Consider the following 17,097-nt stretch of genomic DNA (forward strand, 5'->3'; position numbering starts at 1 on the left):
GCTGTGGGCGGAGCCCACGGCCACAGCCTGCACTTCCACGGCCACTCGGTCGTCCATCGTCTCCCGGCCCACCTCAAGCTCGTCGCGCTGGTGGTCTACGTCATTGCCGTGGTGGCCACGCCGGCGGGCCAGTGGTGGGCCTTCGGACTGCACGCGGTGGTGCTCGTCGGCGTCATGGCGGCCACCCGGATCCCGGCCGGCTACATCGGCCGGCGGATGCTCATCGAGGTGCCGTTCGTCGTGTTCGCGCTGATCATGCCCTTTGTGGCGCAGGGTCCACGCGTCCAGGTGGGCCCGTTCTCCCTGTCCGAGGCCGGGCTGCTGGCCGCGGCCACGCTCCTGCTCAAGGGCACTCTGGGTGTCGGCGCGTCGGTGGTGTTCGCCGCCACGACGGAGGCGGCCGACATCGTCACGGGGTTGCGACGGGTCGGTCTCCCCCGCCAACTCGTGGAGATCATCGCATTCATGGTCCGCTACCTGGACGTCGTCACCGGACAGCTCATCCGGATGAAGGTGGCGCGGGCGTCACGCGGGTTCAGCGCCCGCTCGGTGCGGCAGTGGCCGGTCCTCGGGTCGACGGCCGGCGCACTCTTCATCCGCTCCTACGAGCGCGGTGAACGGGTGCATCTGGCGATGCTCTCGCGGGGCTACTCTGGCGCCATGCCGGATCTCGCTCCCGTCTCCACCAGCACGGGCCCGTGGGTCGCTGCGTTGGTGGCCCCGGCCGTCTCGGTCGTCATCGCCGTCACCGCGCTGGTCCTGCGATGACCCCGGTTCTCGAACTCAAGGGCGTCGCGCACGCGTATCCGGACGGCCACCAGGCCCTGTTCGGCGTCGACCTGCACGTCCACCGGGGCGAGCGCGTCGCGCTGCTCGGCCCGAACGGTGCCGGCAAGACGACGTTGGTCCTGCACCTCAACGGCATCCTCACCGCCGGGGCGGGCACGGTCACCGTCTCGGGTCTGCCGGTCGCTCCGGAGAATCTCCTGGAGATCCGCCGCCGGGTGGGCATCGTCTTCCAAGACCCGGACGACCAGTTGTTCATGCCGACGGTGCGTCAGGACGTCGCCTTCGGCCCGGCCAACATGGGTGTGCGCGGAGCGGAGCTCGACGCCGTGGTGGATTCGGCGCTGGCCCGCGTCGGCATGTCGGCGTTCGCGGACCGTCCTCCGCATCACCTCAGTTTCGGTCAGAAGCGGCGAGTGGCCGTGGCGACCGTGCTCGCGATGGAGCCGGAGATCCTCGTCCTGGACGAACCGAGCTCCAACCTCGACCCGGCCTCGCGGCGGGAGTTGGCCGACATCCTGCGTTCGCTGGACGTCACGTTGCTCATGGTCACCCACGACCTCCCCTACGCCCTCGAACTCTGTGAGCGATCGGTGCTCCTCTCGGACGGCGTCGTCGTCGGGGATGGCCCGACGGTGAGCATCCTGGGCGACGACGACCTCATGCGCGCCCACCGGCTGGAACTGCCCGCCGGCTTCGATCCCCACCGGGTCTGAGATCGATCTGGCGACTTTCTCCATAACCCCCCATCCGGGCCCAGATGGTGATGGGCTTGTGGGCACCGGTTACAGCCCTCGGGCGGCCGAGCCCAGGGCGGCAGGTGAAGGAGAGTCGAATGACGATTTCAGGAGACACCCAGCTCGACCCACACGCCAACGCGGCGCCGGATGAGCACGCCATCGAAGTGGTGCAGCACGTCCCGCGGCCGCTGAGCGAAGTGTGGGTGCGGCTGACCCAACCCGAGGGCATCCAGGCGTGGCTCGGCGAGGGCGCGACGCTCGGCGGCAAGGGCGATCCGTGGAAGGCCAGCGACGGCACGTGCGGCGTGACGCGCAGCTACCACCCCGAGGAGCAGGTCCGGGTCTCGTGGCATGCCGAGGAGACCGCGCCCCCGACCGTCGTCGACCTGCAGATGACCACCGAGGGCGAGGGCACGCTGCTGACCCTGCGCCACGAGCACCTCCCCCAGGATGCCGACCGCGACGCGCTCAGCGCCCGGTGGGACGCGGCGATGCATCGCCTGACCCAGGTCTGAGACCGGACTCCCCCGCGGCGGGGGCGGTGGGCCCAACGGGGATCCGCCCCCGCCCGCGTACACTGGCGGTCGCTCGCCAGAGTGGTGGAATTGGCAGACACGCGAGATTTAGGTTCTCGTGCCTTCGGGTGTGCGGGTTCAAGTCCCGCCTCTGGCACCAGAGGTCAACCTCGCCATGTGGTCAACAGCGCTACGGGGCCAGCAGGTCGCGCAGCTGTGGAGCCAGCGTGCGGAACGCCCGGCCACGGTGGCTGATGGCGTTCTTCTCCTCATCGGTCAGTTGCGCCGTGGTGACCTCGAGTCCGTCCGGGCGGAAGATCGGGTCGTAGCCGAAACCGTTCTCCCCCACCGGTTCTCGTGTGATGACACCATCGAGGCTGCCGTGGGCAGCCACCACGCGGCCGTCGGGGAGCGCCAGCACGGCAGCGCACTGGAACGCGGCGCGGCGGTGCCGATCGGGCACGTCGGCGATCTGGTCGAGCACCAGTTGCAGATTGCGACGGTCGATCTCGTGGCGGGTCAGGTCGGCGCCGTCGTGGCGGCCGGACCAGCGGGCGGAGAACACCCCGGGGCACCCGCCGAGCACGTCGATCGCGAGCCCGGAGTCGTCGGCGAGGGCCGGCAGACCGGTGGCGTACGCGAGCGCGACAGCCTTGAGGCGGGCGTTGCCCTCGAACGTCACCTCGGTCTCGGCGACGTCGGGCACGTCGGGGTACTCGCGGGCGGAGACCAGTTCGAGGTCGAGGTCGGCCACGACGTCGGCGAGGATCTGGCGCAGTTCGTGGACCTTGTGCTCGTTGCGCGTGGCGAGCACCACCCGGCGGGTCATCCGCGCACCCGCTCACGGGCGGGATCTGCGAGCGCCGCCTGCTGCAGTTCGGTCAGGGTGGCGCAGCCGGTCTCGGCCAGGTCGAGGAGGGTGCTCAGTTCGGCCCGGTCGAACGGGACTCCCTCGGCCGTGCCCTGCACCTCGACGAACTCGCCGGTGCCGGTCATAACGACGTTCATGTCGGTGCCGGCCGTCGAATCCTCGACATAGTCGAGGTCGCAGACGGGGCGGCCATCGACGATGCCCACGGAGACCGCCGCCACGGAGCCGGTCAGGGGCTGCGCGTCGCGCGCGATCAGGCCGCGGTCGCGGGCGTCGTCGATGGCGTCCTGAAGCGCAACCCAAGCACCGGTGATCGCGGCCGTGCGAGTGCCCCCGTCGGCCTGCAGGACGTCACAGTCGAGGACGATCGTGTTCTCCCCCAACGCCTGGGTGTCGATGACCGCGCGCAGGGCGCGGCCGATCAGGCGGGAGATCTCGTGGGTGCGACCACCGACGCGGCCCTTGCGCGCTTCGCGGTCCGATCGGGTGTTGGTCGAACGCGGAAGCATCTCGTACTCGGCGGTGACCCAACCGGTGCCCTGACCCTTGAGCCAGCGCGGCACCCCTTCGGTGAACGAGGCGGCGCACAGCACGCGGGTGCGGCCGAACTCGACGAGCACCGAACCCTCGGCGTGGTCGAGCCAGTTGCGGGTGATCTTCACATCGCGCAGTTGGTCAGGGGCGCGTCCGTCGTGGCGAGCAGTCATGGCGGCAAGGCTAGTCGGCCACGAGCCTGTGGATGACGGAGCACGGGGTACGGGGGAGCTTTGCCACAGTGTGAGCTGTGGGGCGGGAACGGTGAAGGGCAGCGCGAGCGGCGAGGTCGACGTCGCTGCGCTGGTCGCGCAACTTGGCGGTACCGCTGCGTACTCCGACCTGTCTGGGGTGACCCAACGCCAGGTACGCAAAGCGGTCGAAAACGGCACGCTCTGCCGGGTCGGCCGTGGCGCGTACGCCTTGCCTGGTCTGACGACCGCGGAGTTGGCCGCTGCGGGGCTAACCGGCACCGTCTCGGGCTTGAGCGCCGCTCTCTCCTACGGCTGGCCGGTGCTCCATGAACCGCGACTGCCGGAGGTCACTGTTCCGCGTGGGCGCAACCTTCCGGCGGGGACAGCGCGCGCGGTCAGGGTGCACTACAGCGCGTTGGGAAATGACCGCGACGGGAACCGAACCTCGCCCCTGCGCACGGTCATCGACTGTGCTCGTTGGCACCCGTTCGAAGAGGCGTTGGCCGTCGCCGACTCGGCCCTACGCTCCGGTCTCCTCTCCATCGGGGAGTTTCGGGGTGCGCACCTGCGCGGGGCTGGTGCCGGGCGGGTGCGAATGGTGTTGGAAGCGGCCGATGGGCTTGCCGCGAACCCGTTCGAGTCAGGTCTACGGGCGATGGCGCTCAACGCCCACCCCGGATTCCTCGCCCAGCCAGAAGCGCGGCTCGGGTCGGGGCGCGTGCTGCACCCCGACGTGGGCCTCCCCCAGCAACGGCTGGCTCTCGAGGCCGACAGCTTCGAGTTCCACGGGAACCGCAAGCAACTCGTCGCCGACTGCTGGCGCTACAACGAACTGGTCGTGGCGGGGTGGACGGTACTGCGCTTCAGTTGGGAGCACGTGATGAAGCACCAGAAGTGGGTGGTGGCCACCATCAGTTCCGCGGTCACGCGTATAGACCAGGTACCACAACTCTGAGTTGCGAGCCCGGACCCGCACTCTGGCGCGGTTGCCAAGGGAACCCCATCAACTTGTGGCACCTCGTGTATACGCTGCGCTCACACCTGATAGGTCGCGTCGGGCTGGGCCAGCTCCACCTCGCCCGGCCAAACCGCTGCTGCCTGCGCGCGGCACACCTCGGGGTCGTTCCACGCCGGGATGTGCGTCAGCATCAGCCGCCTGACCCCGCCGGCGTCCACGGCTGCCTGCGCCGCCCGCGACCCAGACATGTGGATCCCGGCGGTCTCGTCGCGCCCGTCGACGAACGCCGAATCTGCCAGCACGAGATCAGCTCCCTGAAACAGTGGTGCGAGGGCGGCGCACGCATCGGTGTCGCCGCTGTAGGCGATGACCCGATCACCGCACTCCACCCGGAAGCCGTAGGCCTCCACCGGGTGCCACACGAGCAGGGGCGTCACGCGGAACGGACCGGCTTCGAAGCTGACCCGGTCCTCGATGGTCCGGAAGTCGAACTCGTTGGTCATCCCCTCCGGTCCGATCCCCTCGTACGCCGCCGCCATCCGCTCCGCGGTGCCTGCCGGGCCGTACACCGGCAGCTTCTCGCTCTGCGCCCCGGACGGGTCATATTTCCTCGTGACGTAGAGCCCGGTGACGTCCAGACAGTGATCCGGGTGCAGGTGGCTCAGCGCCACCGCATCCAGCTCACCCAACTCGAGGTGTCGCTGCAGCGCGCCCAACGAGCCGTTGCCGAGATCGAGCACGAGGCTGAACTCACGCCCCTGCCACGGCGCACGCAGCAGGTAGCACGACGCCGGTGATGCGGGTCCGGCAAAACTGCCCGAACATCCCACGATGGTCAGCCTCATCGGTGTGTCTCCTGTGCAGGCAGTCCGCTCGCGCGGAAGGTCATGTTGCCGAACACCGGCCCGGTGAGGGGGCCGAGGAATCGCGTGGCCAGGCGCCGGAACTCGTCCGCGTCGCCGGTGGTGGTGAAGGAATGCGACGGTGGCCCCTCGCTGTCGGGCCGCAGCGTCGCATCATCGGCCAGCACCCGGTAGATGTCCTTGGCGGTCTCCTCCGCCGAGGACACCAGCGTGACCATGCTGCCCATGACGTACGAGATGACGCCGGTCAGCAGCGGGTAGTGCGTGCACCCGAGGATGAGGGTGTCGACGTCCGCCTCCTGCAGCGGCGCCAGGTACTCCCGTGCCGTCCCCAGCAGTTCCGGCCCCGACGTGATCCCGGCCTCGACGAACTCGACGAACCGCGGGCACGGTTGACTGACCACCGACATCCCCGGCGCCGCGGCGAACGCGTCCGGGTAGGCCTTCGAGTTGTGGGTACCGACCGTCGAGATGACCCCGATCCGGTGGTTGCGCGTCGCCGCGGCAGCCCGCCGCACCGCCGGCCGAATCACCTCGACCACCGGCACGTCGTAGCGCTCCCGCGCATCGTGCAGCACCGCGGCCGAGGCAGTGTTGCAGGCGATCACGAGGACCTTGACCCCGTGGTCATAGAGCCGGTCGAGGCACTGGAGTGCGAACTCGCGGGTCTGCGCAATGGGCCGCGGCCCGTACGGCGCGCGAGCAGTGTCCCCGAGGTAGGCGATCGACTCATGCGGCAACTGGTCGAGCACGGCGCGCGCGACGGTCAGACCTCCGTAGCCGGAGTCGAAGATCCCGATGGGCGCGTCCACCCCGGTCACGATAGGCGCGCGGACGCCGCCGGGCGAGAACCCCGCGACGTCGCCTCCGTCACAACCTGCCGGGTTCACCGCGGCAACAGGGCCTCAGCCAGGCCTTCCTGCAGCCACGTGAGGAAGTCGTACACGGTGAGCGCGAACGTCGCCGGATGGGTCTGTGGCAGCACGTCGGCGAGGGCATGCACCTGCTCGGCATCCTCGTCGGTGCGCATCCCCAGGCGTTCGCCGATGACGAGGCGCACATCGGTCAGGGCGACCATGAACGCCACGGCCTGCCCGTGGTCGAGACGCAACTCCCCCGAGCCCGTCGCCAGCACGCTGAGTGCCGTCTCGATGTTGGCGGCCTTGCGCGCCCGCAGCCCCGGCTCGGTCAGCCGGCGAAACTCCGACGCCGCCTGCTCGTCCTCGCGGTGCCCGGCCGGGAACAGTCGATCGATGGCCGGATCGCGGTTCTCCTCGTCGGCATCTCGACCGAACCCCCGCTCCCCCGCGGCCTCCGAGCGCTGCTCCGCACCGGCCACCGGATGTCCGAAGCCGGGACCCAGACCAGCCACGATCGCGGAGAACTCGTCCCCCGGTCCGTGCGTCGGGCCGCCGGCATCGTCCGGCCGCACCAACTCGAGCACCTGCTCCAACAACTCCGACACCAGCGCCCGCTCATCGGCGTCAAGCTCGCCGCGCACGCCATCCCCGTCGCGCTGGAACGCCCGCGCCATCAGATGTCCTTCTGGAAGGTCGCCCACAGCCCGTACCCCTGCAGGGCCTCAGTGTCGATCTCCATCTTCTCGCGTGGCCCGGTCGACACCACGGCACGTCCCTTGTGGTGCACGTCGAGCATGAGCGACTCCGCCTTCTCGCGGTCGTAGCCGAAGTACGTCTGGAACACGTACGTCACGTACGACATGAGGTTCACCGGGTCGTTCCACACCAGCGTGATCCACGGGACGTCGGGGTCGAGGGTCTCGTCGGGGGCCTCCACGGCCTCCAAGGTGGGGGCAAGCGACACCCGACAACCATACGGCCCACGAGTCTGTGCGAAGGTGCCTGTGTGACCGTCGCGCTCCTGACCGACCACTACGAACTGACCATGCTGCAGGCTGCCCTGGCCTCCGGAGCGGCCCACCGCCGCTGCGTCTTCGAGGTCTTCACCCGCCGCCTCGGCAACGGCCGGCGCTACGGCGTGGTCGCCGGGACCGGGCGGGTCCTGGACGCGTTGGAGGACTTCCGGTTCGGGGAGGCCGACCTCGAGTTCCTGCGCTCCGCCAAGGTCGTCGACGAACGCACGCTGGAGTTTCTCGCCAGCTACCGGTTCGACGGAGACATCCACGGATACGCCGAGGGCGACTGCTACTTCCCCGGCTCGCCGGTGATGGTCGTCGAGGCCGATTTCGCGCACGGGGTGCTGCTCGAGACGGTGATCCTGTCGATCCTCAACCACGACAGCGCGGTGGCCAGCGCCGCGAGCCGGATGACCGGCGCGGCCGGCTCCCGCCCGTGCATCGAGATGGGCTCCCGCCGGGCGCATGAGGAGGCCGCCGTCGCCGCGGCTCGCGCCGCCTACATCGCCGGGTTCGCCTCCACCTCGAACCTCGAGGCCGGCCGGCGCCACGGTGTGCCCACGGCCGGCACCGCGGCCCACGCGTTCACCCTGCTGCACGACTCCGAGCAGGCGGCCTTCGAGGCCCAGGTCGCCTCGCTCGGGCCGGACACGACGCTGCTCGTCGACACCTACGACGTGGCCGAGGGCGTGAACACCGCCATCTCGGTCGCCGGAGCCCAGCTCGGGGCCGTACGACTCGACTCCGGCGATCTCGTGGTCCAGGCCCGCGAGGTGCGCGAGCAACTTGACTCCCTCGGCGCCACCGACACCCGGATCATCGTCACCAGCGACCTCGACGAATATGCGATCGCCGCTCTGGCCGCAGCCCCCGTCGACGGCTACGGCGTCGGTACCAAGGTCGTCACCGGTTCGGGCACACCGACCTCGAGCATGGTCTACAAACTCGTCGCCCGCGAGGATGGCAACGGTGCCATGGTGTCGGTGGCCAAGGCCTCGAAGGACAAGGCCAGCGTCGGCGGGCGCAAGTACGCGCTGCGCCGCCGCAACGCCAACGGCACCGCCGAGGCCGAGATCATCGGCATCGGGCAGGTGCCGAGCGATGACGGTGACGACCGGCCGTTGCTGGTCCCCCTGGTCCGTGACGGAGAGGTCGTCGGGCGTGACCTGTGCACCCTGGCCGCAGCTCGCGCTCGGCACGAGGCGTCGGTCGCCGAGCTACCGCGCTCCGCCCACCAGCTCTCGGCCGGTGAGGTCGCGATTCCGACAGTGTTCGTCGGTGATTCCCACCCCTGAGTCGCCACGGGGCCTGCCACCATGGGCCCCATGAGACTCGGATTGTTCGTCCCGCAGGGCTGGCGTCTGGACCTGGTCGGCATCGACCCGGAGCAGCACTGGCAGGTCATGCACGAGGTTGCCGCGCACGCCGACCGAGGCGAGGTCTGGGAGTCGGTCTGGGTCTACGACCACTTCCACACCGTGCCGCGCCCCACCGACGAGGCCACCCATGAGGCGTGGGCGCTCATGGCCGCGCTGGCCGCCACGACGCAGCGCGTGCGGCTCGGTCAGATGTGCACCTGCGTCGCCTACCGCAACCCTGCGTACCTGGCGAAGGTCGCCGCCACCGTCGACGTCATCTCCGGAGGTCGTCTCGAGATGGGGATCGGTGCCGGCTGGTACGAGAAGGAGTGGCGCGCCTACGGCTATGGGTTCCCCGACGCGCCGGCGCGGCTGCGCCACCTGAAGGAGGCCCTGCCGGTGCTGCAATCGCTGTGGACGACCGGACGCTCGGGCACGTTCGACGGCGAGTTCGTCCAGGTCGACGACGCGATCTGCGCGCCACGCCCGCTGCAGGGCACCTCGCGACCCGGATCGCCGCGCAACGGGATCCCCACGTGGGTCGCCGGCGGCGGCGAGAAGGTGACGCTCAAACTGGTCGCGCAGTACGCCGACTACGCCAACTTCGATGGCACGCGCGCGACCTTCGAGCACAAGAGCGAGGTCCTACGCGGTCACTGCGAGCGCCTCGGTCGCGACTTCGACGACATCACCCGAACGGCCGATTACAACGTCGTCATCGGGCGCGATGCCGCCGAGGTCGAGGAGCGACTGGCCGCGTTCAAGGCTCGCCTGATCGCCGGCGGAATCTGGGAGGAACGGGCCGAGCGCGAGACCGAGTCCCTGCGCCGCCAACCGGTCACCGGTACGCCGGAGCAGGTGCTGGAGTACCTGACCGGGATGGGCGAGGTCGGCCTGAGGTACGCGATCCTCTACTTCCCCGAGGCAGCGTTCGATCGCTCCGGCATCGAACTCTTCGAACGACACGTCGCGCCGGAACTGGCGCGTCTGCGCTGAGCTCCACCGACTCGTTAGGCTGGGATTCATGGCCCCCTTCACCACGGAATCCGCTGCCGATCGAGCACGTCGGGTGTTGTTCACCGGACTGATCGACGATGCGTCGGCCTACCCACCGCGGGCGTTGCCGCTCCGCGATTCCGTTGCCGCACACCGGGAGTTGACGTCGGGTCGGTGGGCGACGCTCATCGGGCCGCTGTACGTCCCGGCGTTGCAGACCGCGGACCTCAAGGATCTGCTCCGCCCCGACGAGGAACTCGACATCTCGGTCGTCGTCCGCCCCGACGCCGACCTCGAGTTGGTGCACAACGCGATCGCGAGCACGCTGGACACCCCCGGTGTGCACGTGGAGCGGATCGAAGCCTGGTGGAACCCGACCTGGAGCACGATGGAGCTGCGCGGGCTCACCCTCGTGCTTCAGGTCCCCCGAACCCCGCATGCCGCCCTCGCCGACATTGCCGCCGGGCGCGTGGCCCTGCAACGCGAGGTCGTCGCGCGATTCCACACCGGCGTCACCCGGATCTGGCACTGGCCGAACGAGGCCGAACTGGCCCACTTCATCGCCGAGGCCGTCGCGGCCGGAGTCCCGTTCATCCTGACCGGCGGGTTGAAGCCCGCCGTGCGGTCCACGCGGGCCGATGCCGCAGACGGCCAGTCCGAGCAGCATGGCCTGCTCAATGTCCTCCTCGCGGTCGACACGGCGGTGCGCGGTGGCGCGCCCGGCGCGGTCGAGGCGGTGCTGGCGGACCGCGATGGTGAGGACCTGGCTGCCCGTGTCGCGGGAATGGGTGAGCAGCGTGCCTGGGCGACGCGGGCCTTCCTCCGGTCGATCGGGAGCACCGATCCGGCGAGTCTGATCGACAACCTGCTCGCGTACGGGCTCGCGTCAGAGCCGCTTGACCCCGTTGAGTGATGGTTTCGGGTCGCCTCCCGGCGTGGGAGGCGACCCGAAACCATCACTCGGCGGGGACGGTCACTTGCGCTTGACGACCACCACGGTCTTGGCGACCTTGTCGTGCCACGCCTGGCGCTGCCGGTCCCACAGGGGCCAGAGCACGTTGGCCAGCCCAGCCAGGGACGCGAGGTTGCCCAGATAGGGCACGAACCCGAGCAGGTTGAGCCCCAACGGGACTCCCTCGCGGACGGCGGCGACGCCGTAGCCGGGAGCGCCCGGGGCATCGGAGCGTCGAACCATGATCCCCAATGCCATCTTGCCCGGCGTCTGCCCCCGTGATCCGTGGAAGTAGATGTTGTAGGCGAGGAAGACGACGAAGTAGATACCCAGGCCGAGGACGTAGTACGGCCAGTCGATGTACTGGTAGATGTTGGCGGCCACGGCGTCGAGACGCGCCGACATCTCCTCAGGCGTCGACTGCTCGAAGGCGATCCGGAACTCGTCGGCCAACGGCTGGACGGCCCGGAACATGGCCCAGCCGGCGAGGATGCCGGTCACCACGGCCAGGATCAGCGAGTCGATGATGACCGCAACCACGCGCGACCACCACGACGCGAGCTGTTCGCCGTCCGCGGTCGTCGGGCCCACCGGTCGGGTCTGCCACGCGGGAGGGGCCGGGGCGTAACCGTAGGGGTACTGGGGCTGCTGGCCCGTGTACTGCCCGGGCTGGCCCTGCTGGCCGTACGGCTGCTGGCCGGGCTGGCCCTGCTGGCCCTGCTGGCCGTACTGCTGACCCGGGTACTGGCCCTGCTGGCCGGGGTACGCCCCCTGCTGTCCCTGTCCCTGTCCCTGTCCCTGTCCCTGTCCCTGTCCCTGGCCCGGTTGACCGGGCTGCGCTCCGGGCTGCTGACCGGCCTCGGCCCCCGGCCACGCGGCCGGAGCCGGGCGCGGTGGAGTGCGCGGGTTCACGTGGTCGGTCCACACGATGCCGTCGAAGTAGCGGAGTTGTTCGGGGTTCTGCGGATCGTCGTACCAACCGGGCCGTTGCGGGTTCGCCATGATTTCACCCTCTCATGGCGCCCTGAGACGCATCTCAGCGGCGCCCGACGAACCACTTCCGGATCTTCTCGATCCGGTCCTTGACCTGCTCCGATGACGCCGCGGCCACCTCCGGACCGCCGCACGAACGCCGCAGGTCCATGTGGATGTTGGCATGCGGCAGGCCGGTCTTCTTCGCGTATGCCGCGACGAGCGAGTTGAGCTCCTTGCGCTGGGCGGCCAGGGCGCGGTGCGCCGCCTGCGGCACCTCTTCGGCGTCCTTCTTCGCCCGGCTCGAACTCTTGCGCGTCTGCTCGGCCTGCCGCTCGCGCAGCAGCGTCGAGACCTGCTCCGGCTCGAGCAGGCCGGGCAGCCCGAGGTAGTCCTGCTCCTCCTCGCTGCCCACCTCGGCGTGCAGACCGAACGATTGGGCATCGAAGAGCACGTGGTCGAAGTGCGCCTCGGACTCGAGCGCCTCGAACGACCCGGTCAGCTCCCCCGACGCGCTTTCCTCACGGTTCGCCTGCGCGATCAGCCCCTCCTCGGGCGACCACATGTCCGCCGGGTCGTCCGACGGCGAGCGGTCCAGGGCGTGGTCGCGCTGCAGTTCCATCGATGCGGCCAGATCGAGGATGAACGGCACCGACGGCAGGAACACCGACGCCGTCTCACCCCGCCGCCGAGCGCGCACGAATCGGCCGACGGCCTGCGCAAAGTACAGCGGCGTCGAGGTCGAGGTTGCGTACACGCCGACGCACAGCCGAGGTACGTCCACGCCCTCGGAGACCATCCGCACGGCGACCATCCACCGAGACGTCCGGGCGGCGAAATCCTCGATCCGGCCGGAGGCACCGGCGTCGTCGGAGAGCACGACCGTCGGCTTCTCGCCCGTGATCTCGCCCAGGATCCGCGCGTAACTGCGCGCCTGCGTCTGGTTCGAGGCGATGACCAGGCCGCCGGCGTCCTCGACGTGCCGGCGTACCTCGCTCAGGCGGGTGTCCGCGGCGGCCAGCACCGACGGGATCCACTCCCCCTTCGGGTCGAGCGCCGTGCGCCAGGCCTGGGCCGCGAGGTCCTTGGTCATCGGTTCGCCGAGGGCGGCCGCGATCTCGTCGCCGGCCCGGGTGCGCCACCGCATCGCCCCGCCGTAGGCCATGAACAGCACCGGCCGCACGACCCCGTCACGCAACGCGTCGGCGTACCCGTACTCGTAGTCACTGGCCGATCGCAGGATCCCCGTCTCGTCGAGCTCGTAGCGCACGAACGGGATGGGGTTGGTGTCCGACCGGAACGGCGTACCGGTCAGCGAGAGCCGCCGCACCGCCGCCGTGAACGCCTGCCGGATCCCATCTCCCCACGACCGGGAATCACCGCCGTGGTGGATCTCGTCGAGGATGACCAGCGTCGGCACGGACTCGGTGCGGCGCTGATGCAGCTCGGGGTTGGCCGAGACCTGGGCGTACGTCACGGCGACGCCGTGGTACTCCTTCGAGGTCACCCCGACGGTGTTGGAGAAGCGCGGGTCGAGTTGGATCCCGACGCGGCCCGCGGCGTCGGCCCACTGGGTCTTGAGATGCTCGGTGGGCGCGACGACCGTGACGGCCCGCACGATCCCCGCTCCGAGAAGTTCGGCGGCGACCCGCAGCGCATACGTGGTCTTGCCGGCCCCGGGCGTCGCGACCGTGAGGAAGTCGGTGGCCCCGCTGGCCAGGTATTTCTCGAGCGCCTCCGCCTGCCACGCCCGCAACTTCGGGGCGGTTCCCCACGCGGCCCGCTCGGGGAAGGCGGGTGAAAGGTGGGAGGCCGCAGACATGCTCATGAGGCCTCCCACGATAACGCCTGTGCGGAGCTTCGCCGACCGTTCAGTTGTCGTCGTCGCCGTCGTCGCCCTTGGGCATCTCCTCGTAGATGCGCTTGCAGTCCGGGCAGACCGGGAACCGATCCGGAGTGCGCCCGGGCACCCAGACCTTGCCGCACAACGCCGTCACGGGCGCGCCGGTGACCGCCGATTCGACGATCTTCTCCTTGCGCACGTAGTGGGAGAAGCGCTCGTGGTCACCGGGCTCGTGGATCTGCTCCTCGACCTCGGGGCGCTCGATGACCCCGATGGCCGTCGTCGTGGACGGTTCGCTCAGCGGCTCCAGGCCGGTGCGGTTCGGGTCGTCGGGAAACTGCGTGCTCATGCCCGTCAGTCTAGACGCGCGCCGGCCGAGGGCCCTCGGCCTCAGTTCTCGCTGGGGTCGGCCGGGTACGTCGAGAGCCACCCGATGCGCCCGTGTTGCCGACGGAGCACCGTTCGCCAGAGGTGATCGGGTTCCGTCGCCGTGATGTCACCGGCCTCGGCTCCGACGACGACCCACCCGCCCTTGGCGAGCTCGTCCTCCAACTGACCCGGACTCCACCCGGAGTACCCGGCGAAGATGCGCAGGCCCGAGATCTCGGTGGCGATGACCGGCGGGGGCGCGTCGAGGTCGACCAGTCCGACGGCCCCGTTGAGCCGCTGCAGCCCCAGGCGTTCATGGTGGTCACCGGGGATGATGACCAGCCCGATCGCCGTGTCCAACCCGACCGGCCCGCCCTGATACACCCGGGCCGGCGCGGAGGCATAGTCCTGCCAGCCCGGGAGGATGTCATCGATGGCGGCGTCGACCGGCTTGTTGAGGACAACGCCTTGAGCCCCGTCCTCCCCATGGTGCAGCAGGTAGACGACGCTGCGTTCGAAGACGCCGCCAACCATGTCGGGCAGGGCCACGAGCAGCTTGCCCGACAGGCTCTCCTCCCGCCCCGAGTGACCGGCCGACGACGCGCTCATACGATCATTCTGCCCCGAAGGAGCGCCGTGGGCGGTATCCACCGTCGCGCGAGCCCGACTCTCGGTGCCCGCCGTCGCGGTAACCGCCACGACCACCCTCGCGTCGAGCGCCCTCACGTCCCTGGCCACCACGGCCGTAACCGCCGCGGCCTGCGCCGGGCCGACCACCGCGGCGCGGCGGGTCGACCAACCGGCGGAACGACTCCTCCGAAATGGGCTCACCGCTGGTCGGGGTGGCACCGGCCGCCTCGAGCACCGGGTCGCCGGGGGCAACCTTGACGGGCTCGACCTCCACGCCGGCCTCGCGCGCGATGCGCTGCATCTGGCGCTTCTGGTGCGGCAGGGCGAGGGTGAACACCGCGCCCTCCTCACCGGCGCGCGCCGTACGACCCGCGCGGTGCAGGTAATCCTTGTGGTCGGCCGGCGGGTCCGCCTGCAGCACGACGGAGACATCGTCGACGTGGATGCCGCGCGCGGCGACATCCGTGGCGACGAGCACCGGCAGGGTGCCGTCGCGGAAGGCGCCCAGCACGCGGTTGCGCGCCCCCTGGGTCAGTCCGCCGTGCAGGGCCGCGGCCATGACGCCTTCCTCGCGCAACTGCCGCGCGACCCGGTCGGCGCCGAGCTTGGTGCGGCAGAAGACGACGGTGCGGCCGGACCGGTTGGCGACGTGGGCGGTGATGACCTTCTTGTCCTGCGGGTCGATGAGCAGGATGTGGTGCTCCATCGTCTCCACGGATGCGGTGGCGTCGTCGGTCGAGTGGACCACCGGGTCGACGAGGTAGCGCGTGACGAGCTCGTCGATGCCGCTGTCGAGGGTGGCGGAGAAGAGGAGCTTCTGGGCCGTCTCGGGGATCGCGTCAAGGATGTCGGTCACGGTCGGCAGGAAGCCCATGTCGGCCATGTGGTCGGCCTCGTCCAGGACGACGACCTCGACCTCGTCGAGTTCGACGACACCGCGTTCACGCAGATCCTGAAGGCGCCCCGGCGTGGCGATGAGCACCTCGACGCCACGCTCGAGGGCGTTGATCTGGTTGGTGTAGCTCAGACCGCCGGCCACGAGGCGGTGTCGCAGCCCGAGCACGTGCACGAGCGGCTCGAGCGCATCGGAGATCTGCATGGCCAGTTCGCGGGTCGGGCTCAGGATGAGGGCACGCGGGCGATGCCGATGGGCGCGCTGCCCGTCGTCGAGGCGGGTCAGCAGCGGCAGGCCGAAGGCGAGGGTCTTGCCCGAGCCGGTCTGGCCGCGGCCCAGGACGTCCTTGCCGTTCAGCGCGTCGGGGACGGTCGCAGCCTGGATCGGGAAGGGGCTGGTGATGCCGTCGCGGGCCAGTCGCTCGACGAGCTTGGGCGGCAGGCCGAGGGCGGCGAAGCCGTTGTCCTCGCTGACCTCGACCGGGCCGGTGGCGGAGGTGCGGGTCGCCTTGGTCCAGGTGTCCGCCTCCATCCGCTCGGACTCGGCATCGTGCTCGTCGTGGCGTGCCGGTGCGCGGTCGTCGAAGCGGCGGCGCTGTCGGTCGTCACGGTCACCGAAGGTGCGACGCGGACGGTCATCCCGATCCTCGAAACGACGGGGACGGTCATCGCGGTCACCGAAGTTACGACGCGGACGGTCATCCCGATCCTCGAAACGACGGGGACGGTCATCGCGGTCACCGAAGGTGCGACGCGGACGGTCATCGCGGTCACCGAAGGTGCGACGCGGACGGTCATCGCGGTCCCAGCGGTTGGCCTGGGTCGGACGCCCCTGGCGGTCCACACGCTTGGGCCGGTCGTCGCGGTTCTCGAAACGACGGGGACGGTCGTCACGCTCGCCGAAGGTGCGGCGAGGCCGGTCGTCCCGGTCCTCGAACCGACGCGGACGCTCGTCGTCGAACCGGCGTGGCCGCTCACCGCGCTCCTCGAACCGACGCGGACGGCGAGGCTCCACCTCACCGTGGCCACGGCGCTCCTCGCGGGCCTGGCGGAAGGGCTGGTTCGCGCCCGGCCCACCGGTGGGCTTACGGCGCTCCGCCTTTTTCGCGGTCGACCAACGGGCCTTCTTGTTGGGGTTGCTCGATTGTTTGGGCATGCCTCATCACTGCTTTCGTGACTCGAGTCAGGATCGTCTCGAGCCACGCCGCGCGTGACCTGTTCAGACGAGCCTCAGGCGCGCAGAGCGCCAGCGGGCCGGGACGACGGTCGTCGATCCGGCATGGTTTCGGGGCGGCCCAGGTCATGGGCCGCCCCGATCAACATGTGCGACGTGTGCGCTGGTGGAGGTGGCGGGAATTGAACCCGCGTCCACTGACAGCCGAACAGGGCTTCTCCGGGCGCAGTGCGCTATGGATTTTCTCGGCTCCGGGGCTCGCACGCACACGTTCCCCGACAAGCCCAGTCGAGTAGGAGTCCCGCGCCGTCCCTCGACATGACGACGCAGCAAGATCTCTAGCTGACGCTGGTTACTGAGACGAGATCAGGCTCAGGCCAACGGACTTCGGGCTCGCTCAGGCGGCGAGGGCGAAGTCGGTGCGCTTGGAATTGGCACCTATTGGTTTGCAGAGAGCGTTTACGAGATAACTCTGCATCCTCGACCCGCTTCCCCTGGAGGACCGACCAATGTCGAAACCGATCACCCCCAAGGTGGGGCACACGTCACACTGTTGAGTTGTCACCCGGCAC

General features: G+C 69.9%; 19 protein-coding genes, 1 tRNA gene and 1 other RNA gene. 9 read left to right on the top strand and 12 right to left on the bottom strand.

Features of this window, described 5'->3' with window-relative positions; genetic code table 11:
* Positions 1–3 precede the first annotated feature (3 nt).
* From cbiQ to KD1_RS05180, 4 genes are all read left to right on the top strand, one after another.
* A complete protein-coding gene (cbiQ, locus tag KD1_RS05165; RefSeq protein WP_068398480.1) occupies positions 4–768 on the top strand; it encodes a cobalt ECF transporter T component CbiQ in 765 nt (254 codons plus the stop codon).
* Positions 765–1,502, top strand: coding sequence for an energy-coupling factor ABC transporter ATP-binding protein (locus KD1_RS05170; protein WP_068398482.1), 738 nt, complete (start codon positions 765–767; stop codon positions 1,500–1,502). The genes cbiQ and KD1_RS05170 overlap by 4 nt, the downstream gene beginning before the upstream one ends.
* Before the next feature lie 119 nt (positions 1,503–1,621).
* Positions 1,622–2,041 (top strand): SRPBCC family protein, encoded by a 420-nt coding sequence (locus KD1_RS05175; RefSeq protein WP_068398483.1) that lies wholly within the window; start codon positions 1,622–1,624, stop codon positions 2,039–2,041.
* 75 nt (positions 2,042–2,116) lie between these two features.
* A tRNA-Leu gene (locus tag KD1_RS05180) sits at positions 2,117–2,201 on the top strand.
* A gap of 30 nt (positions 2,202–2,231) precedes the next feature.
* On the opposite strand, the gene rdgB is transcribed toward KD1_RS05180, so the two are convergent.
* Together rdgB and rph are read right to left on the bottom strand one after the other, a co-directional pair.
* Positions 2,232–2,870 carry an RdgB/HAM1 family non-canonical purine NTP pyrophosphatase gene (gene rdgB / locus KD1_RS05185; protein ID WP_068398486.1) on the bottom strand — a complete coding sequence of 213 codons (639 nt, stop codon included), beginning with the start codon at positions 2,868–2,870 and terminating at the stop codon, positions 2,232–2,234.
* Positions 2,867–3,619, bottom strand: coding sequence for a ribonuclease PH (gene rph, locus KD1_RS05190; RefSeq protein ID WP_068398489.1), 753 nt, complete (start codon positions 3,617–3,619; stop codon positions 2,867–2,869). The genes rdgB and rph overlap by 4 nt, the downstream gene beginning before the upstream one ends.
* 91 nt (positions 3,620–3,710) lie before the next feature.
* On the opposite strand from rph, the gene KD1_RS05195 reads away from it, so the two are divergent.
* Complete coding sequence (locus tag KD1_RS05195; protein WP_068398492.1) at positions 3,711–4,595, top strand: DUF559 domain-containing protein; 885 nt, start codon at positions 3,711–3,713, stop codon at positions 4,593–4,595.
* Between the two features lie 80 nt (positions 4,596–4,675).
* Here KD1_RS05195 and KD1_RS05200 read toward each other — a convergent pair whose 3' ends face one another.
* The 4 genes from KD1_RS05200 to clpS form a co-directional block, all read right to left on the bottom strand.
* Positions 4,676–5,443, bottom strand: coding sequence for an MBL fold metallo-hydrolase (locus KD1_RS05200; RefSeq protein WP_068398495.1), 768 nt, complete (start codon positions 5,441–5,443; stop codon positions 4,676–4,678).
* Positions 5,440–6,273: a glutamate racemase gene (gene murI / locus KD1_RS05205; protein WP_370670749.1), complete on the bottom strand. Its 834-nt coding sequence runs from the start codon at positions 6,271–6,273 to the stop codon at positions 5,440–5,442. The genes KD1_RS05200 and murI overlap by 4 nt, the downstream gene beginning before the upstream one ends.
* A 74-nt stretch (positions 6,274–6,347) precedes the next feature.
* On the bottom strand, positions 6,348–6,995 hold the full coding sequence (locus tag KD1_RS05210; RefSeq protein WP_068398498.1) for a DUF2017 domain-containing protein: 648 nt from the start codon (positions 6,993–6,995) through the stop codon (positions 6,348–6,350).
* Complete coding sequence (gene clpS, locus KD1_RS05215) at positions 6,995–7,285, bottom strand: ATP-dependent Clp protease adapter ClpS (protein WP_068398501.1); 291 nt, start codon at positions 7,283–7,285, stop codon at positions 6,995–6,997. Before clpS ends, KD1_RS05210 begins: the two co-directional genes overlap by 1 nt.
* A 42-nt stretch (positions 7,286–7,327) precedes the next feature.
* On the opposite strand from clpS, the gene KD1_RS05220 reads away from it, so the two are divergent.
* Genes KD1_RS05220 through KD1_RS05230 form a run of 3 tightly spaced genes read left to right on the top strand, consistent with a single transcriptional unit; the run spans position 7,328 to position 10,604 of the window.
* A complete protein-coding gene (locus KD1_RS05220) occupies positions 7,328–8,632 on the top strand; it encodes a nicotinate phosphoribosyltransferase (protein WP_068398504.1) in 1,305 nt (434 codons plus the stop codon).
* Positions 8,633–8,662: 30 nt separating this feature from the next.
* Positions 8,663–9,691, top strand: coding sequence for a TIGR03560 family F420-dependent LLM class oxidoreductase (locus KD1_RS05225; RefSeq protein ID WP_068398507.1), 1,029 nt, complete (start codon positions 8,663–8,665; stop codon positions 9,689–9,691).
* Positions 9,692–9,719: 28 nt separating this feature from the next.
* Positions 9,720–10,604 (top strand): hypothetical protein, encoded by an 885-nt coding sequence (locus KD1_RS05230; protein ID WP_157073186.1) that lies wholly within the window; start codon positions 9,720–9,722, stop codon positions 10,602–10,604.
* Between the two features lie 60 nt (positions 10,605–10,664).
* Here the strand turns inward: KD1_RS05230 and KD1_RS05235 are convergent, their stop codons facing one another.
* From KD1_RS05235 to KD1_RS05255, 5 genes are read right to left on the bottom strand one after another with little or no spacing between them, the layout of a single operon-like run.
* Positions 10,665–11,645, bottom strand: a complete 981-nt coding sequence (locus KD1_RS05235) for an RDD family protein (protein ID WP_068398510.1) — start codon at positions 11,643–11,645, stop codon at positions 10,665–10,667.
* Between the two features lie 34 nt (positions 11,646–11,679).
* Positions 11,680–13,443: a DEAD/DEAH box helicase gene (locus KD1_RS05240; RefSeq protein WP_068398513.1), complete on the bottom strand. Its 1,764-nt coding sequence runs from the start codon at positions 13,441–13,443 to the stop codon at positions 11,680–11,682.
* A 43-nt stretch (positions 13,444–13,486) separates the two neighbouring features.
* A complete protein-coding gene (locus tag KD1_RS05245; RefSeq protein ID WP_083542121.1) occupies positions 13,487–13,807 on the bottom strand; it encodes a DUF3039 domain-containing protein in 321 nt (106 codons plus the stop codon).
* 41 nt (positions 13,808–13,848) lie between these two features.
* Positions 13,849–14,436, bottom strand: a complete 588-nt coding sequence (locus tag KD1_RS05250) for a YqgE/AlgH family protein (RefSeq protein WP_068398514.1) — start codon at positions 14,434–14,436, stop codon at positions 13,849–13,851.
* Between the two features lie 4 nt (positions 14,437–14,440).
* Positions 14,441–15,883 carry a DEAD/DEAH box helicase gene (locus tag KD1_RS05255; RefSeq protein WP_306307009.1) on the bottom strand — a complete coding sequence of 481 codons (1,443 nt, stop codon included), beginning with the start codon at positions 15,881–15,883 and terminating at the stop codon, positions 14,441–14,443.
* Positions 15,884–15,901: 18 nt separating this feature from the next.
* On the opposite strand from KD1_RS05255, the gene KD1_RS17570 reads away from it, so the two are divergent.
* Positions 15,902–16,528 (top strand): hypothetical protein, encoded by a 627-nt coding sequence (locus KD1_RS17570; RefSeq protein ID WP_306307010.1) that lies wholly within the window; start codon positions 15,902–15,904, stop codon positions 16,526–16,528.
* Between the two features lie 161 nt (positions 16,529–16,689).
* Here the strand turns inward: KD1_RS17570 and ssrA are convergent.
* Positions 16,690–17,055: a transfer-messenger RNA gene (gene ssrA, locus KD1_RS05260) on the bottom strand.
* Positions 17,056–17,097: the final 42 nt, after the last annotated feature.

Origin of the sequence: Kribbia dieselivorans NBRC 106261, from assembly GCF_001552435.1 — a bacterium.
GTDB classification, from domain to species: Bacteria; Actinomycetota; Actinomycetes; order Actinomycetales; family Dermatophilaceae; genus Kribbia; species Kribbia dieselivorans.

What these genes read in the sequence shown, in the direction of transcription:
- KD1_RS05170 (WP_068398482.1), top strand. Translation starts at nt 765, where the DNA reads ATGACCCCGGTTCTCGAACTCAAGGGCGTCGCGCACGCGTATCCGGAC.
- KD1_RS05175 (WP_068398483.1), top strand. Translation starts at nt 1,622, where the DNA reads ATGACGATTTCAGGAGACACCCAGCTCGACCCACACGCCAACGCGGCG.
- rdgB (WP_068398486.1), bottom strand. Translation starts at nt 2,870, where the DNA reads ATGACCCGCCGGGTGGTGCTCGCCACGCGCAACGAGCACAAGGTCCAC.
- rph (WP_068398489.1), bottom strand. Translation starts at nt 3,619, where the DNA reads ATGACTGCTCGCCACGACGGACGCGCCCCTGACCAACTGCGCGATGTG.
- KD1_RS05200 (WP_068398495.1), bottom strand. Translation starts at nt 5,443, where the DNA reads ATGAGGCTGACCATCGTGGGATGTTCGGGCAGTTTTGCCGGACCCGCA.
- KD1_RS05210 (WP_068398498.1), bottom strand. Translation starts at nt 6,995, where the DNA reads ATGGCGCGGGCGTTCCAGCGCGACGGGGATGGCGTGCGCGGCGAGCTT.
- KD1_RS05225 (WP_068398507.1), top strand. Translation starts at nt 8,663, where the DNA reads ATGAGACTCGGATTGTTCGTCCCGCAGGGCTGGCGTCTGGACCTGGTC.
- KD1_RS05230 (WP_157073186.1), top strand. Translation starts at nt 9,720, where the DNA reads ATGGCCCCCTTCACCACGGAATCCGCTGCCGATCGAGCACGTCGGGTG.
- KD1_RS05235 (WP_068398510.1), bottom strand. Translation starts at nt 11,645, where the DNA reads ATGGCGAACCCGCAACGGCCCGGTTGGTACGACGATCCGCAGAACCCC.
- KD1_RS05240 (WP_068398513.1), bottom strand. Translation starts at nt 13,443, where the DNA reads ATGAGCATGTCTGCGGCCTCCCACCTTTCACCCGCCTTCCCCGAGCGG.
- KD1_RS05245 (WP_083542121.1), bottom strand. Translation starts at nt 13,807, where the DNA reads ATGAGCACGCAGTTTCCCGACGACCCGAACCGCACCGGCCTGGAGCCG.
- KD1_RS05250 (WP_068398514.1), bottom strand. Translation starts at nt 14,436, where the DNA reads ATGAGCGCGTCGTCGGCCGGTCACTCGGGGCGGGAGGAGAGCCTGTCG.
- KD1_RS05255 (WP_306307009.1), bottom strand. Translation starts at nt 15,883, where the DNA reads ATGGAGGCGGACACCTGGACCAAGGCGACCCGCACCTCCGCCACCGGC.